9 protein-coding genes are annotated in these 16,654 nt (G+C 44.7%); all 9 read left to right on the forward strand.

Features of this window, described 5'->3' with window-relative positions; genetic code table 11:
• Positions 1-268: 268 nt before the first annotated feature.
• The 9 genes from ACRRU2_RS22490 (at position 269) to ACRRU2_RS22530 (ending at position 16,647) form a co-directional block, all read left to right on the forward strand.
• Complete coding sequence (locus ACRRU2_RS22490) at positions 269-400, forward strand: hypothetical protein (protein WP_432505158.1); 132 nt, start codon at positions 269-271, stop codon at positions 398-400.
• Positions 401-799: 399 nt separating this feature from the next.
• The gene (locus ACRRU2_RS22495) at positions 800-1,699 is read left to right on the forward strand and encodes a carbohydrate ABC transporter permease (RefSeq protein ID WP_432505160.1); all 900 of its coding nucleotides are present in this window, start codon (positions 800-802) and stop codon (positions 1,697-1,699) included.
• A gap of 11 nt (positions 1,700-1,710) precedes the next feature.
• Positions 1,711-2,553: a carbohydrate ABC transporter permease gene (locus tag ACRRU2_RS22500; protein ID WP_432505162.1), complete on the forward strand. Its 843-nt coding sequence runs from the start codon at positions 1,711-1,713 to the stop codon at positions 2,551-2,553.
• Positions 2,554-2,610: 57 nt separating this feature from the next.
• A complete protein-coding gene (locus ACRRU2_RS22505) occupies positions 2,611-3,957 on the forward strand; it encodes an ABC transporter substrate-binding protein (protein ID WP_432505164.1) in 1,347 nt (448 codons plus the stop codon).
• Positions 3,958-3,978: 21 nt separating this feature from the next.
• A complete protein-coding gene (locus ACRRU2_RS22510) occupies positions 3,979-7,137 on the forward strand; it encodes an S-layer homology domain-containing protein (protein ID WP_432505166.1) in 3,159 nt (1,052 codons plus the stop codon).
• Between the two features lie 62 nt (positions 7,138-7,199).
• Positions 7,200-10,154, forward strand: coding sequence for a hypothetical protein (locus tag ACRRU2_RS22515; protein ID WP_432505168.1), 2,955 nt, complete (start codon positions 7,200-7,202; stop codon positions 10,152-10,154).
• A gap of 72 nt (positions 10,155-10,226) precedes the next feature.
• Positions 10,227-12,932, forward strand: a complete 2,706-nt coding sequence (locus ACRRU2_RS22520; protein ID WP_432505170.1) for a family 78 glycoside hydrolase catalytic domain — start codon at positions 10,227-10,229, stop codon at positions 12,930-12,932.
• A 339-nt stretch (positions 12,933-13,271) separates the two neighbouring features.
• Positions 13,272-15,074: a sensor histidine kinase gene (locus ACRRU2_RS22525; RefSeq protein WP_432505172.1), complete on the forward strand. Its 1,803-nt coding sequence runs from the start codon at positions 13,272-13,274 to the stop codon at positions 15,072-15,074.
• Positions 15,049-16,647 carry a response regulator transcription factor gene (locus ACRRU2_RS22530; RefSeq protein ID WP_432505174.1) on the forward strand — a complete coding sequence of 533 codons (1,599 nt, stop codon included), beginning with the start codon at positions 15,049-15,051 and terminating at the stop codon, positions 16,645-16,647. Before ACRRU2_RS22525 ends, ACRRU2_RS22530 begins: the two co-directional genes overlap by 26 nt.
• The last annotated feature ends 7 nt before the right edge of the window (positions 16,648-16,654 follow it).

A 16,654-nucleotide genomic window follows, 5' to 3' on the forward strand; every position in this document is an offset into this window, starting at 1 on the left:
CCAAAAAACACAAATGTATATGAAATTTCATACACAATACGCTGAAATGCCCCAAAAAACACAAATGTATATGAAATTTCATACACAATACGCTGAAGTGCCCCAAAAAACACAATTATATATGAAATTTCATACACAATTGGTCGGTGCCACCTCAAATCGGCGCTTCCACAAAATAGAGTTTGCCATCGTTGCAAAGTACTTGTTTCGGTTTTTTAACAGCCTGGAAATATTACCCTTATATCGATTTCATAAAGGATGAGGGGACATGTTTGAATTTTCGATGGAAGCTGAGGGTCAAATGTTATTTAGAGCGACAGCAGCATTTTGTGTGCTGCTTACTTTGGCTCGCGTACTAGGCAGAAAGCAGCTGAGCCAGCTGACTTTTTTTAATATATAAGAAAGTACAAGTTTTTGTAACCTTATATCTGTTCTTATATTTCATCGGTAAACGCGCCTGTCCAAAGGAGGGCGGAGCCGTTTATCCTTGATTATGTGATGGGTATTACGATCGGTTCAATCGCAGCGGATTTAGCCGGCGAAATAGAGCCATCTTTTACGAATGCGATGACCGGGCTCATATGGTGGTCGGTTCTTTCCATAATTTTTGAATATTTCGGCTTAAAGTCAGCTAAAGCAAAAGTGGTGCTTGTCGTTATACATTAATTAAAAAACAAGTAATGAGAAGATAACGAATCTAGAAAATGTGAAATAGAGTATTCATACGGTGTCTCCTATAATTTTTTATATAGACCAGATCAAATTCGTCGCACATCGGATGGCCACGAAAGGAGCACACATGAGAAGCCGATTATCTAACACATTACCCGGGTATCTATTTGTACTGCCTTATTTAATTGGGGCGTGCGCATTATTTATTACACCGGCTGTTATTTCACTCTATTATTCATTTACTAGATTCAAAGTCATTTCCGCTCCAACCTTTAACGGCTTGGACAATTTTCGCATGCTTTTAAAAGATCCTCTATTTATTACCGCCTTCAAAAACACCTGGTATTTCGCTGTCATTTATGTGCCGATTCAAGTTGTTCTAGCTTTAATATTTGCAGCTATGCTGCATAGTGCAGGCACTTATATTAAAGGGAAATCTGCGACGGTTTTAAGAGCGATTTACTATTTTCCGGCCATTCCTTCCTGGTTCATTATTGGCATGGTATGGATTTGGCTGCTGGCTCCCGGTGTCGGCATTTTTAATCTAGTCCTCAAATGGTTCGGGTTATCCGAAATTTCTTTTCTCGGAATCAGTTCCCCTACGCTAATCCCGACGCTAGCGTTTGTAGCGATATGGAAAGGGCTCGGTTATGCCATGTTTATTTATTATATCGGGCTGAGAAATATTCCTGAAAGTTTATATGAATCTGCTGATATAGATGGAGGAAGCAACTGGGCCAAGTTTCGTTATATTACGATGCCGATGCTGTCACCTACAACCTTTCTAATACTAATTATTTCAATTAACAGTGCCTTTCAAAACTTCGACCAGCAATTTACGATGGTGTTCGATCGATACGGAAAATATTCCGAGACACATTTGATGGTTTATCTATATGAAAAAGCTTTCCGTTTTCTTGATATGGGATATGCCTCTCTCATCGCCTGGGTGTCATTTTTAACTATGATCGCTGTAACGCTTATCGTTTTATGGGGTCAAAAAAAATGGGTCCATTACGAGGAATAGGAGAGATAAACTTGATCAACAAACGAAATGGTTGGGAAATCGCAAGTGTGATCGTACTGCTGGCAGGCGCAGCGAGCATGCTGCTGCCGTTCATATGGATGATTCTCGCATCATTAAAAACAAACAGTGAGTTTTTGAATGCTTTTAAATGGCTGCCGGCCAAAGCGCAATGGGAGAATTACCGGGTGCTTCTGTTCCCGGAGAAGGGGCATAGTTTTTTTCTCTATTTTTATAATACGTTCAAAATAACTGCTTTCGGAGTGATCGGAACTGTATTATCCTGCAGTCTCGTCGCATTCGCGCTGGCGCGCATACCGTTTCCAGGCAAAGAACTGATATTCGGATTTGCTGTCATCTCCATTTTTTTACCTTCACAGGTTACGATGATTCCGCAATTTATAATTTTTAAGCATATGGGATGGTTGGGTACGCATTACCCATTGATTGTACCGCCCTTTCTCGCTACCGCCTTCGGTATCGTGCTGTTAAGACAGTTTTACCGCTCCATTCCGAAGGATTTTGACGAAGCAGCGAAAATGGATGGGGCCGGCTGGTTCCGCATTTATTGGAATATTCATTTGCCGCTTATGATATCGCCTATGGTTACATTAGGCATTCTAGTTTTCCAGGAAAAATGGGGCGAAATCCTGTTCCCAATGATATTTATCGGGAAAAACAGCGAGCTGTGGACGATGGTATTACGCATTCTTGATATTTCGACAGGACAATATAATTCGAGGCCAGAGCTGGAAATGGCCGGCAATGTTATTTTGGTGATGCCTGTTATTCTATTGTTTATTTTTGCACAAAAATATTTTGCACAGAGCGTCGTTTCATCTGGTGTTAAAGGCTAACCGCTTACTTGGTTCCTTTAATATATAAAAATTTATAGAATTTGAGGAGGTCACATCATGAAGAAAAGGGTAAGACTGCTCCTGCCCGTTGTTTTGGCAATCGTATTATTATTATCCGCATGCAGCGGCGGCGAAGGAGGCAACAGCGGCAGCAAAGCAAGCAATGACGGGGGCAATAATCAGGAATCTGCTTCGCCGCAGGAAACGGATAAAGGAAAGGACCCAGTCAAGATCAGGGTAGCTTACTATGCTGATGAAACAGCTAGAGAAACATTCAATAAAATTATAGAAAATTTCATGAAGGAATATGACTACATTGAAGTAGAAGATACAGGCACAGACTGGACTAGCCATTACACGAATCTGAAGGTCGACCTGGCAGCGGGTCAAGGACCTACTGTGTTTTTGCTGGATGGCCCTTATATTCCGCAATATGCCAGTGAGAATGCGATTGTTGATTTAACCGATTATTTGAAAGAGATCAGTATGAATGATTATTACGGATTTGAGGAAATCCGCAATCCGCAAGGGCAATATTTTGCAGTGCCGCAAGGGATTCAGGTGAATGCTTTGTACTACAACAAAGATATGTTTGACGCCGCACAGGTTGAATATCCGACGAGTGACTGGACAACAGAGGATGTCTATCAGGCTGCTCAAAAATTGACGAATAAGGAAAAGAAGCAGTATGGCATCGGGCTGGGCAATCATTTCCGCTATGGATGGTATACGATGATCCGTCAATTTGGCGGGGATTTGCTGGATAAGGATAGAAAAATAAGCACTTTTGCAAGCGATCCTAAAGTTAAAGAAGCAGTCGAATATATGAAGAAGTTTTGGGATGAGGGCTTGACGCCGAGCTTTATTGAAATGGAAGGCGAGCTAACTTTAGACCCTGGCTCATGGTTCCCGCGGGGCTATGCGGCTATGTTCTATGATAATTTCTCGAGACGTTTGGCTAACGATAAGGAAGGTATAAATTACGACGTCGCTCTCATGCCGAAAGGGCATAACGGAGGCGTCAACTATAGCGCATTTGTAGCAAACTCATGGGTGCTGAACGACAAGGCTTCAGACAAGGAAAAGGAAGCCGGCTGGCTGTTTATGAAATACTTCTTGGGTGAAGAGCCGCAAAGATTAAACGGAAGCCTTGGTGAAGCGCTTACGGCTAACAAAGCGATTGCCAAAGAAATACTGTCGAGCCATACAGGAAATCCAGAGCATATCTTGGCATTTCTTGATAACTTAGAGCATGCGGGAGATGTAGGGGACAGCCCGGTATGGGAGGAATGGCTGGGCGCGGTTGGCACTGTTTTTGGCGAATATTTTGCCGGCACGATTACCATTGATGAATTGCTGACGAAAGGCGACAAAGCTGCACAAGCTGTCCTTGATAAACAATAAACCGAAGAGGTGAATGGAGAAATGGTGCGAAAACTGGGCACTGCACTAATCGTAATATTTATGCTGCAAGCTTCTCTAAACGCATTGTTTGCAAGTCCGGATTCTGTTGTCCATGCCGATACAATCAAAACTGTATATGAAACTTCTTTCGACGATCCGAGTGATTCGGATTGGCTTATGCACGCGTCATCCTATGATACTGCCGAGAAACGTACAGGAACGCATTCGTTAAAATATATCACGCCGCCTGGACCTAATAATCCTGGTGAGGAGGGAGCAGAACGAGAGGGGCCGTCTATCCGTTTCCCTGCTAATCCTGGTTCCGCTTATGAAGCAAGTATATGGACAAAAACGACCGGGTTAAAAGGGGAATGGGCCGGAGCTATGTTTCGAATCGCGTTTTTTGACGGTAAAGGAAAACGCATTGACAAAGTAAACAACAATCCTCTTAATTCACTAGGTAATTGGCAATTGATAAAGCTGCCTACCCTTGTAGCAAGCGAAGAAGCGAAATGGGTGGAAATTACGTTGTTTGCTTACGGCGGTGAAGGAACGATGTGGTTTGACGATCTCCTCGTAACCGAATCCCAGCCGCCGCTGTTCACATCCAAGCTGGACACGCCTAACTACCGCGGCTATCTTATTCCAGGCGGCAATCCTGAAGTAAAAGTAGTCACTAGAGGTACAGTTGGCATTCCAGCGAGCCTTTATACGACAACGGTCCAGCTAGTTGATGCCAGCGATCAAGTCGTTGAGGAGCAAATATTTGCAGGTCAATTAAGCGTTGGAGCTGTGTTTGATACGTCAGATCTGCCGGTCGGCAAATACGAAGTACTTATTTCAACTGGACGGACTGATGATAGCGAAAATGTTCTCTACTCGGAGCAGTGGTTAATTGAAAAAGTGAGTGATATAGAAAGCTTGCCACAATCTTTTGTAGATGATTTCGGAAGGTTTTGGAAAGACGGAGAATTGCATTTTCCTATTGGAATCTATACGCATCATGTTTTAAAAAATGAAATGGAAGATTTGCTAGGCAGTGCTATTAATATGGTCATGCCTTATAACTATCCGGACACGGAAAGTCTAGATTTAGCTCATGATTATGGAATAAATGTTATTTTTTCATTGAAGGGATTTTTCTATGAAATGCCTGGGACGCCAAGCTTCATTCAATCTGAAGAAGATGAGGTTTATTATATTAAGCAATTTGTTGAACAGTACAAGGATCATCCAGCTCTCTTAGCTTGGTACTTAAGCGATGAGACGTCAATTGACAAACGATTGCCTGCCCATTATAAGGCAGTGGTAGAAACCGATTCGGATCATCCTGCTTATATGGTAGATTACCGAAAGGTAGATCCTTTTATTGTAAATAACGCTGCGGATCTTTATGGAGTAGATATGTATCCCGTCTCTGGAAAAGAAAATGATAATCTTAAAAGAGTAAGTGATATGCAGCAGGCAATGACAGCAGATTTGCTTAATAAGGGACAGTGGGCGGTTGTGCAAGCCCATAATTTAGGAAATTATGAACCGGAATGGGGAGTCAGTAGAGGACCGACTGTTGAGGAAATGCGCAATATGTCCTGGCAGTATATTGCTGAGGGAGCAAAAGGGATTATGTTCTACTCGTTGTTTGATTTAATGGAAGATGTCAGCGGCAAAACATATGAGGAAAATCTCGGCGATGTAAAAGCTGTAGCGCAGGAGCTTGAAAATATGGCGCCTGTCATTCTATCGGTAGATGAAGCACCGCAGGTAGACTATTCCGCTGGGGACTGGCTGAATGTGATGGTAAAAAGCTACAATGGCAATTTGTATATCGTAGCTGTGAACAACAGCAAGCAAGAGCAGTCTGCAACTTTTACGGCAGCAGAGGCAAGCGGCATGCCAATTCAAGTATGGAATGAGGATCGGGCACTTGATTGGAACGGCAATCAGTTCACCGATACTTTCGCACCGCATGCGGTCCATATTTATGAAATTGGTACGGGGGAGTCCATCCCCTTACCTGAAGTGCCGGAATGGGCAGCTGAAAGCTCACTGACGATTTCTGATGTTAGCCAGTCCAGCGTCAAGCTGTCCTGGCCGGAAGCGACAAATGATGCTGCTTCGTATCGCATTTATGTTGATGGCAAGCAAAAAGGCGAAGTGAGCGGTGCCGAGCAGCAATTTGTTGTCAGCGGTCTTACTGCAAATACAACGTACACGTTTACCGTAACGGCAGTAAATACGCATGACAATGAAAGCAGAGGACTGTCCAAGGAAGCAACTACTTTACGGGTTCCGAGCAGCAGCGGGGTCGGCTGGATACCATCAGGAAATGCTGATTTGAAGAGCATTGCAGTAGTTGTTGATGAGAAGGAGCTAACATTGACTCCATCGTTCAGTACAGAAAGAAATGAATACTATGCAGAAACAGAGTCGGATTATGCTGAGATTTCGGCACTTCCATCACATGCCTCAGCAAAAATAACTTTGCAGGGCAAGGAGCTTGAAGCAGGCGGCCGGGTAGAGCTTGTTCCAGGACAAAATAAGTTTGAGCTCGTTGTAGAAGCAGAAGACAAAACTAAAAAATCGTTCTTTATCATTATTAATAGAATAACAAAAGAGAAACCTGATCCGATTCCCGATGATGCTGGGAAGCTTCTATCAGATATTAAAGGGCACTGGGCAGAGGCAGCTATACGACAAGCGGTTCATGCGGGAATCGTAAAAGGATACCCGGATAACAGCTTCAAGCCGAATAGCAGCACAACGCGGGCCGAGTTCATCGTTATGCTCATGAATCAGCTGAAGCACTTTAATCAAGAGGGCAAGCTCGCCTTTACCGATAAGCAGAAGATAGGCGATTGGGCAATACCAGCTATCGCCAGAGCTGTTGATGCCGGCATTATTAACGGTTATGCCGATGGTAGCTTCCGTCCTAATGAAGCAATTACAAGAGCCGAGATGGCTGCTATACTAAGCCGGGCATTGCAATTAACCGAGGCCGAGACGTCTGCCACAGGCTTTGCTGACGACAACGCTATTCCTTCCTGGGCTAAGTCGGCTGTGCAAGCCGTCCAGCAGCTTGGTCTCATAGAAGGCCGTGACGGCAACCGATTTGCGCCAAACGATCGATTAACTCGTGCAGAAAGTGTTGTAGTTCTTTTAAGATTGCTTTCTAATTCATAATAAGCTGTGCTGGATTAAGCTGAATAATAGTGATTGCCATTCGATAAAGAGGTGAAGGTGAAATGATACGAAAAATGAGTATCGCGATTTGCGCAATTTTTATGCTGCAAGCTTCTCTCTATTCCCTGTTTTCGAATCAAGCTCCTGTTGTTTATGCAAGTACGTTTAGCACTTTATATGAAACTTCTTTTGAGAATAGTAATGATTTGGATTGGCTGATGAGCGCTTCATCCTATGATACCAGCCAGATGCACTCCGGAACGCAGTCGCTAAAATATGTTACTCCCCAGGGCCCAAACAACCCCGGGGAGCAGGGCGCTGAAAGATCAGGTCCATCCGTCCGTTTTCCCGTAAACCCTGGAGATGCCTACGATGTCAGCGTCTGGGTAAAAACGACGCAATTATCCGGTCTTTGGGCTGGGGCTATGGTGCGAATAAGTATGCTCGACAGCTCTGGCAATGTGCTGGTGCAGAAAAATAACAATCCGTTTAATTCAGAAGACAAATGGCAGAAGGTGAAGCTTCCTACTGTTATTGCTTCGCAAAGTGCGGCCGAAGTTGAAATTACACTGTTTGCATACGGCGGTCAGGGAACGATCTGGTTCGATGATTTGCTTATCGCAGAAACAGCCCCGCCGCTTGATGCCATCAAGATTGCCTATGAATCCTCTTTCGAGGACAGCAATGACGCTGCTTGGCTCATGGCAGCGTCATCCTATGATACTGGTGAAAAGTATACAGGAGCAAAATCGCTAAAGTATGTGACGCCGCAAGGACCTAACACACCAGGTCAGCCGGGAGCAGAGCGAGAGGGGCCGTCCATTCGTATACCGGCAAAACCGGGCTATGCTTATGATGTCAGCGTCTGGATCAAAACGACGCAGCTGGTCGGAGATTGGTCCGGTGCGATGGTGCGGATAAGCTTTCTGGACAGCAACAATCAAGTCATTGAACAGAAAAATAATAACCCGCTTAACACGCTGGGCAATTGGCAAAACTTGCAGCTGCCATCCCTTACCGCTGCTGAAAATGCAGCGGAGGTTCAAATTACATTGTTTGGATACGGCGGTCAGGGTACGATGTGGTTCGATCATCTGGTCGTTACTGAATCTGTTCCACCGCAGACCAAGACGATTTATTCGACCTCCTTCGAAGATACACAAGACTCGGCTTGGCTGATGTCCGCGACAACTTATGATACTAGTGAGAAGTATACTGGGCTGCGATCCTTGAAGTATGTAACGCCGCAGGGACCTAACAATCCCGGACAGGAAGGCGCCGAAAGAGCAGGCCCGTCGATCCGTTTGCCGGCAAAGCCTGGCTATGCTTATGATGTGAGCGCATGGATCAAAACATCGCAGCTGTCAGGCCTATGGGCTGGAGCAATGGTGCGGATCAGCTTCCTCGACGGGAACGCTAATGTAATCGAGCAAAAAAATAATAATCCGCTTAATACATTAAATAATTGGCAGCATTTAAAGCTTCCGACACTTATAGCGAATGAAAATGCAGTGGAGATTGAAATTACGATTTTTGCATATGGCGGCCAGGGCACGATGTGGTTTGACGATCTGGTTGTCACAGAATCCCGCCCGCCGTTATTTACTTCTAAGCTGGATACGCCCAATTATCGCGGCTACTTGATTCCTGGGGGTAATTCACAGGTTAAAGTGGTGACAAAAGGGGCAACGGGCATACCTGCCGCTTCCTATACGACGGTTGCTCAACTGGTAAATGCAAGTAATCAGGTTGTTGCGGAGCAAGTTTTTTCAGGACAATTAAGCATTCAAGCTGTTTTTAATACGGCTAATTTGCCTGCCGGAAAATATACAGCAGTCATTGCTGCGAAACGAACAGGCGAGAGCAGTTATCGATATTCTGAAAAATGGCCGGTTACGAAAGTAAATACAGTCTCGGAGCTGCCAAAATCTTATATTGATGATCAAGGAAGGTTCTGGAAGGACGGGGAGCTGTTTTTTCCAATAGGCATCTATACGGATCATACGTCTCAATCGGATTTGGATGATTTGCAAGGCAGTGCGATCAATACGATTATGCCTTACGGTTATCCAAATTCAGCGGAGCTTGACCTGGCCCATGATTATGGAATGAATGTCATTTTCTCATTAAAAGACTTCTTTTACAATTTTCCATTTACTCCTTCCTTTATTCAATCGGAGGAGGATGAGGTGCACTTTATTAAACAGCATGTGCAGGACTACAAAGATCATCCGGCGTTGTTAGCCTGGTATTTAAGCGATGAGACGCTGACGGATAATCGTCTGCGGGCCCACTATCAGGCCGTGCTGGAATCAGACCCGAATCACCCGGCCTATGTGGTTGATTTCCGCAAGCCAGATCCTTTTACGATTCATCATACTACCGATATATTTGGGTTTGATTTGTATCCGGTGTATGGGAAGACAACCGACGATTTAAGTGCAGTTGGTTCCATGCAAAAAGAAATAACAGCGGGTTTGTTGAAAAAAGGTCAGTGGGCAGTTGTTCAGGCACATAACCTGGGCAATTACGAACCGGAATGGGGAGCTGTACGACCGCCAACTAAACAAGAAATGCAAAATATGTCCTGGCAGTATATTACGGAAGGGGCAAAGGGGATTTTATTTTACTCGCTGTTTGATTTAAAGCAGGATGCAAGCGGCAAAACTTATGGCGAGCTTTTGGGCAATGTCAAGGCAGTTGCACAGGAGCTGGAAAATATGTCTCCTGTCATACTTTCTGAATCTCAAGCGCCGCAGGTAAGCTATCCGGCACAGAATTGGCTGCATGTGATGACTAAGAACTATAATGGCAATACCTATGTAATCGCCGTGAATAACAGCACGCAATCCCGCCAAGCTGCTTTTACAGCACCAGACATCAGCGGATCGCCAATTCATGTTTGGAATGAGGGACGTTCGCTGTCCTGGTCAGGCAATCAATTCAGCGATACGTTTGCGCCTCTGTCCGTTCATATTTACGAAATTGGAACAGGGAATCCTATACCGATTCCTTAATAAAGAAATAGCCTGAATTTCTAGCAGATGTAGAAATCAGGCTTTCTTTTTTAGTTTAGGAGGCTAATTTAGATGATCATTATAAACTTGCAAACGGAATACTTGACTGAACCGCTTGCTATAGATACGCTCAGTCCAAGGCTAAGCTGGCAGCTGGAGGCAGGATCGGAGGTCCGCCAGAGAGCTTATCAAATTTATGTTGCGACGACTGCCAAGCTGCTGGAGGAAGACTATGCAGATATGTGGAATAGCGGGATAATCGAGTCCTCACGCCACAATCAAATGCCATATAACGGGAAGAAGCTTCAGTCCGCTGCAACGTACTATTGGAAGGTGAAAGTATGGTTTGCGGGCAGCGAGGAGACAGTCTGCAGCGAAATATCCTCATGGACAATGGGGTTGCTTGTGCAGGAAGATTGGCAGGCGAAATGGATAACTGCAGCCGGGGTTTCTGAGAATCTTCATGAAGGTCAAGAGGAAAGGCCAGCTTATGCTGCGCCTTATTTGCGTAAAGCGTTTACGACGATCAGGCCTGTTAAAAAGGCTATAGTCTTCGTTAGCGGATTAGGTTATTACGAGCTTTTTATGAATGGTATAAAAATAGGGGACCATGTCCTGGACCCAGGCGTAACCAACTATGAGAAGACCGTACTATACACGGCATATGATGTGACCGAGGCTTTCGTTGAAAACAGCTATACTGCTGCGACCCAAACCCATGTTATCGGCATGCTGCTCGGCAGAGGCAGGTTCTCGCAGCTGACAAAGGATGTATGGCGGTGGGAGCAATCTCCGTGGCATGATGAGCCGGTGGGCATTGTACAGCTTCATCTCGCATATGCGGATGGAACAACGCAACTGATTGGCAGCGACGAAAGCTGGAAAACAGCAGATAGTCCGCTTCAGTCGGACTGTTTGCTGGCAGGCGAAATTTATGATGCAAGGAAAGAAATAGCGAATTTATGGCAGGCTGGTTTTGATGATTCCTTGTGGAAGCAGGCTCGAATCGCAAGAGAGCCGAGAGGAAGACTGAGCGCACAAATGCTGCCTCCAATTAAAGTAATGAACACCTTTTCTCCATCAGCAATCACCGAATTGGGAGCAGGGCATTACTTAGTTGATTTCGGCCAGATGTTGACAGGCTGGACTGCCTTGCAGGTACAAGGCAGTGCGGGAACGGCGGTTGAATTGTGCTATGGCGAGGAATTGGACGGCAGCGGCCGAATCCATGTCGAGCATCCTGATATCGAAGGGGTGCTGCAGCGGGATAAGTATATATTGCGCGGGGAAGGCGTCGAGAAGTGGGAAGCCAGATTCAGCTACAAAGGCTTCCGCTTTGTAGAGGTGAAGGGATATCCGGGCGAATTAAGGAGTGAAGCATTGACAGCAAAGCATGTTTATTCCTCGGTAGCGCATACCGGGTCGTTCACATGTTCGAATGAAAGATTGAATGCGATTCATCATAACTCGATCATGTCGATCGTTAATAATCTGCACAGTATTCCAACGGATACGCCTGTTTATGAAAAGAACGGCTGGACGGCAGATGCCATGCTCTCTGCGGAGGCTGCCATCTATAATTACGATATGGCCGCTTTTTATACCAAGTGGATGCGCGATATAGAGGAATCGATTACGGAGCAAGGGGAATTGGCCCCGATCGTTCCGACTAGCGGATGGGGATATGAAGAGTCGACCTTTGGCTGGGATTTGGTAAAGGGGCCGGTGCCCGCATGGGATGCTGCTTTTTTTGAAATATGCTGGTACTGCTATGAAAGCTACGGCGATGTCCGAATGATGGAAACACATTTTGCTGCGATGAAACGCTATTTATTATACATGGAAACACATTTGGAGCAAGGCATTATGAAAAAGGGGCTTGGAGATTGGTTCGCTCCGGCAGGCGAGGCTTGTCCAAGCATAGGCAACAGCCCGGAGGGGGCAAGTCTAGTATCGACGGCCTATTGCTTCAAAATGACAGATACGTTCGTAAAGATGGCAGAACTGTTGAATCGAAAAGAGGAACAGACTTATTTTGCCGATCTTCGAGCAAAGCTGAGTACGGCGTTTCATGCTAATTTTTATAATCCACATGCTCAAGTGTATGAGACAGAGATTGCAGCGGGATATCGGCAAACCTCAAATATTTTGCCGCTTGCCTTCGGACTTGTTCCAAATACAGAGAAAGCTGCTGTGCTGCAAAATTTGGTAGATCATATTCAGAATCAATGCAATGGCCATTTGGACACAGGAATTATCGGCACAAAGTTTATTTTGCATGTGCTGTCCGATAATGGTCATCATGAACTGGCCTATGAGATTGCCAATCAGTCTACCTATCCTAGCTGGGGCTATTGGATCGAACAGAGCGCTACTTCGCATTGGGAAACATGGGAGAAGCAGGGACGTTCGCGCAATCATCATATGTTTGGCTCGATAGACGATTGGTTCTACAGGAAGCTTGCTGGCATATCGATGCTGAAGCCGGGCTATTGTAAAGTGCAAATTAAGCCTTATGTGCCTCGCTTGCTGGAAGCCGCCGCCGCCGCTATCCGTATTCCTGCAGGGAAGCTGCATGCAAGCTGGAAGCAGGATAATAGCCGGTTTAAGATGACCGTCCAAATTCCAAGCCATACATTGGCCATTATTTTTGTTCCTAAGCTGTTTGGGCAGGTCGTTGAGTCATCGGCAAGAGCGAATTACGTGAAGGATGAAGACGGCTACGCCGTATTTGAAGCAGGTCCAGGGGTATATAATTTTGTATCTACAGGCGATTAGAATCGGTTTGCCTTTATTTTATGGTATTATATGCACATAAATCATGGTTCAATCTTATAGTCAGCGCTTGACTGATGTCGCGCGATTTCTAACGAAGCAGAGAAGCCTTATTCTACGAAATTCGATCTATTTTAGATTCTAACGAAGACTGGTTTCGTTAGGAGTGCATTTTACTCTCTTCTGAGTGATATTGGGGCAAATAAGGCCATGAGGATTCGTTAGATTTCAAAACGGCACCTTTTAGGGGCTGTAACGAAATCAGGATTCGATAAGCACTGATTTCTGTTTTGAGCCTAAATTATAGTCGGGATAACATTTCAAGACAAGGTGGCCTATACAATGAAGCGTTTCAAGATGAAGGTTCCTGAAATGTCCATTTATACGAAGCTGGTGCTGGCCTTTCTTATTGTTCTTGCGCCTTTATTCACCTTAAGCTTGAGTATGAATTATTCAGGCTCCATTAACGTCCGAAAAGAAATTTCCAATTCGATGCTATCGAGGGTCGAATATTATTTGAGCTCGCTTGAAACCGAGTTTGAGCGTATTAATGGGATTAAGATGGAGTACCTTGAGGATGAGGATTTAGGGAAGCTTTCCATTGCATCTGCCGCTATGTCGGATATCGAGAAAATACAAGCTGTTATTAGAGTGACCAATCGCTTGAAGCTGTTGCAGACATCCAGTGCATATATTGAACAGGCAAGTGCGCATATCCCGGATATCGATCGCTCCATATCCATCTCGTCTACTTCGCGCGAATATTATGACCGGATGCTGCAAGACGAGTATAAGGGGCTGCTCGCTGCAAAAAAGAACGAATTGTCGCCGCTTGTACATTGGGAGGACAAGCTATTTTTAATGGTGTCATCGCCATATCCGGATTCCGTATTTACCGAGAAAACAAAAATGAATTTTATGATCAGTATCGAACTATCAAAAGCACGTATTGTGGAATCACTGCTTAAATTTGTGGGCAGCGGGCAAGGCGGGGCATTTCTGATCAGCGATGACGGCAGCTGGCATGTTTCCAGCGGGCAAGAGGTGATGATTGACCCGTTTACGAAAATGTACACCAAACAGAAAGGGGAGGCAGCAGCATATGATGCCGTTGACTCACTTACTGTTGGCGGAGAAACGTATTTATCTACAGCCAGAATATCGGAAAAATTTGGAGTCGTTTTGATTACTTATGCCCCCGAACGCGAGATTTTAGGTCCTATTAAGCAGTACAATTTATGGTACTGGGCGTTAACCATTTCATCATTATTTGTTATTATCATTTTCTCTTCTTTCATTTACCGAATGATACATAGGCCTCTCAAAAGTCTTCTATTTGCATTTAAGCAGGTTGAGATCGGCAATTTGCGCGTCCATTTGAAATATAACTTTTCCAATGAATTCAACTATTTATATGTCCGGTTTAACGACATGGTCAACCATTTGAATGTTTTAGTTCATGAAGTATATGAGCAGAAATATCGTGCAAGATCCTCTGAGCTGAAGCAGCTGCAATCGCAAATCAATCCTCATTTTTTGTATAACAGCTTTTTTATTATTTATCGGATGGCCAAAATTCAAGATTATGATAATGTGACGCGATTCACCAGATATTTAGGCGAATATTTTCAATATATAACACGCGATCATAATGAGAATGTAAATTTGCAGACTGAAATAAAAATGACGAGAACGTATGGAGAAATTCAAGCGCTGCGCTTCTCGAATCGGATTACTGTGCACATAGAGGAAGTCCCCGATTCCTGCGAGCACTTGATTATTCCGCGGCTAACTCTGCAGCCTATTGTTGAAAATGCATTCAACCATGGTTTGGAGGATAAGCTTGCAGATGGTCAAATTATAGTTTCGTTTACGATGTTCGAGGAATATTTGCAAATTATAGTAGAAGATAATGGGGATGATCTTACCAATCAAGCGATCACAGATATTAACCAGATGCTTCGAACGAATGATGCCGATGCCGCAACAACGGGCATGATCAATGTTCATCGCCGGCTTCAAATCAAATACGGGGAGCAGTGGGGGCTTCAATGTATGCGCAGCAGGCTCGGCGGTTTTCAAGTGAATATCCGTATACCATTGAAAGGTGGAGAGGACCATGTGGCGTCTTTTGATTGTGGATGATGAACCGTATATAGTGGACGGCTTGATTGAACTATTTCATGAAATGCCTGAGCTGGAGCTGGAGCTTTTTAAAGCCTATTCAGCAATAGAAGCAATGGAATGGATGAATCGCACTAAGATCGATATCGTATTATCCGATATACGCATGCCGCATACGAGCGGCATTGAATTGCAGCAGGCTGTAGGGAAGCAATGGCCATACTGCAAATTTATCTTTTTGACAGGCTACGATGATTTTGACTATATCCAGGCCGCACTGCGCAGCGGCAGTGTTGATTATGTACTTAAAACCGAATATGACGAAGCGATTGTCGGTGCAGTAGAGAAAGCAATTGAAGCGCTTAAGGAGGATATGCGCAGCCATCACTTTATGAAGCAGGCGCGTGAGAGGCTGAATATGGCGCTTTCTGTACTGCAGAAAGAATATTTGCTGCCTCATTTGGAAGGAGATATTACAGCAGCCCAGCTGAAGAGCAGCCAAATGCAGGAGCTGCAAATCGAGCTCGATCTGGGCACATCGTATTACCTGGTCATCGGAAGAGTTGATCATTGGGAGGACAAGCTTTCCTATGCGGACCGCACCTTGCTTTTATTTGCCGTACAAAACATTGCAGCAGAATACTTCCAGGGCGCAGCTTCGCAAGTATGCCAGCAGCTCTTAATCGATTCACGAAATTTGCTTTGGTATATCCGAAGCGAACGCTCGGGCCAATTTATGATGGCCATACTGGAAACCATTCAGAATACGTGCAGAGAGCTGCTAGCGCTATCGGTTTCCTTTGTAGTCAGCAGCAAGCCGGTGGAATGGGAGGAGATGCATCTTGTCTATTACCGGTTGAGAAAATTGTTAGGGTTAGGCTTTGGACAGCATCAGGAAATGCTGCTGACGGATGACAGCAGTACGCTAAGTTCATCGGAGCTAACAGATGAGGAAAAGGAAAGTGATGTGCGGAGACAGCTTAAAAAGCTCGCTTTGCTTGCGGATTGTCTGGAGAATGGCCAGCAGCAGCAATTTAATCAAGTCTACTCAGAAATGTTTGCTTTATTTTCATCCAATTTCTCAGGAAAGCTCGAAATGTACTACACAACTTGTTCGTTGCTGCTATCCTATACGAATCGATGGGGACTCGATATAAATCTTGATTTTGCCTTGCTGCACACACGCGAGCCGGAGCTGGATGCAGTCATGCTGGAGCTGCAGCAGGCAGCCAATCAGTTGTTTGAGATGAAGCAAACAGAGCTGGCTGAACGTACAATGGGGGTCGTTGAGAAAATCAATCAATATATTGAGCAGCAGCTTGATGGGGATCTGTCGTTGACGCAGCTTGCTGAGATCGTGCATTTGAATCCATCGTATTTATCCCGGCTCTACAAGATTAGCTCGGGCATCAGTTTGTCTGAATATATTAATGAAGTAAAGCTTAACAAATGCAGAGAGCTGCTTCGTCAGCCCTATTTGAAAATACATGAGGTTGGAAGCGCGGTCGGCTTCTATTCACCACCGTATTTTACGAGATTTATAAAGAAAATGGTCAATATGACGCCGCAGGAATTCCGCGATTCTCTTAAGTAGAACAGGC

Source organism: Paenibacillus sp. GXUN7292 (assembly GCF_050864975.1).
Classification (GTDB): domain Bacteria; phylum Bacillota; class Bacilli; order Paenibacillales; family Paenibacillaceae; genus Pristimantibacillus.

Bases quoted from the DNA above. Each gene is read 5' to 3' on its own strand.
- ACRRU2_RS22490 (WP_432505158.1), top strand. From the start codon at position 269: ATGTTTGAATTTTCGATGGAAGCTGAGGGTCAAATGTTATTTAGAGCG.
- ACRRU2_RS22495 (WP_432505160.1), top strand. From the start codon at position 800: ATGAGAAGCCGATTATCTAACACATTACCCGGGTATCTATTTGTACTG.
- ACRRU2_RS22505 (WP_432505164.1), top strand. From the start codon at position 2,611: ATGAAGAAAAGGGTAAGACTGCTCCTGCCCGTTGTTTTGGCAATCGTA.
- ACRRU2_RS22510 (WP_432505166.1), top strand. From the start codon at position 3,979: ATGGTGCGAAAACTGGGCACTGCACTAATCGTAATATTTATGCTGCAA.
- ACRRU2_RS22515 (WP_432505168.1), top strand. From the start codon at position 7,200: ATGATACGAAAAATGAGTATCGCGATTTGCGCAATTTTTATGCTGCAA.
- ACRRU2_RS22520 (WP_432505170.1), top strand. From the start codon at position 10,227: ATGATCATTATAAACTTGCAAACGGAATACTTGACTGAACCGCTTGCT.
- ACRRU2_RS22525 (WP_432505172.1), top strand. From the start codon at position 13,272: ATGAAGCGTTTCAAGATGAAGGTTCCTGAAATGTCCATTTATACGAAG.
- ACRRU2_RS22530 (WP_432505174.1), top strand. From the start codon at position 15,049: ATGTGGCGTCTTTTGATTGTGGATGATGAACCGTATATAGTGGACGGC.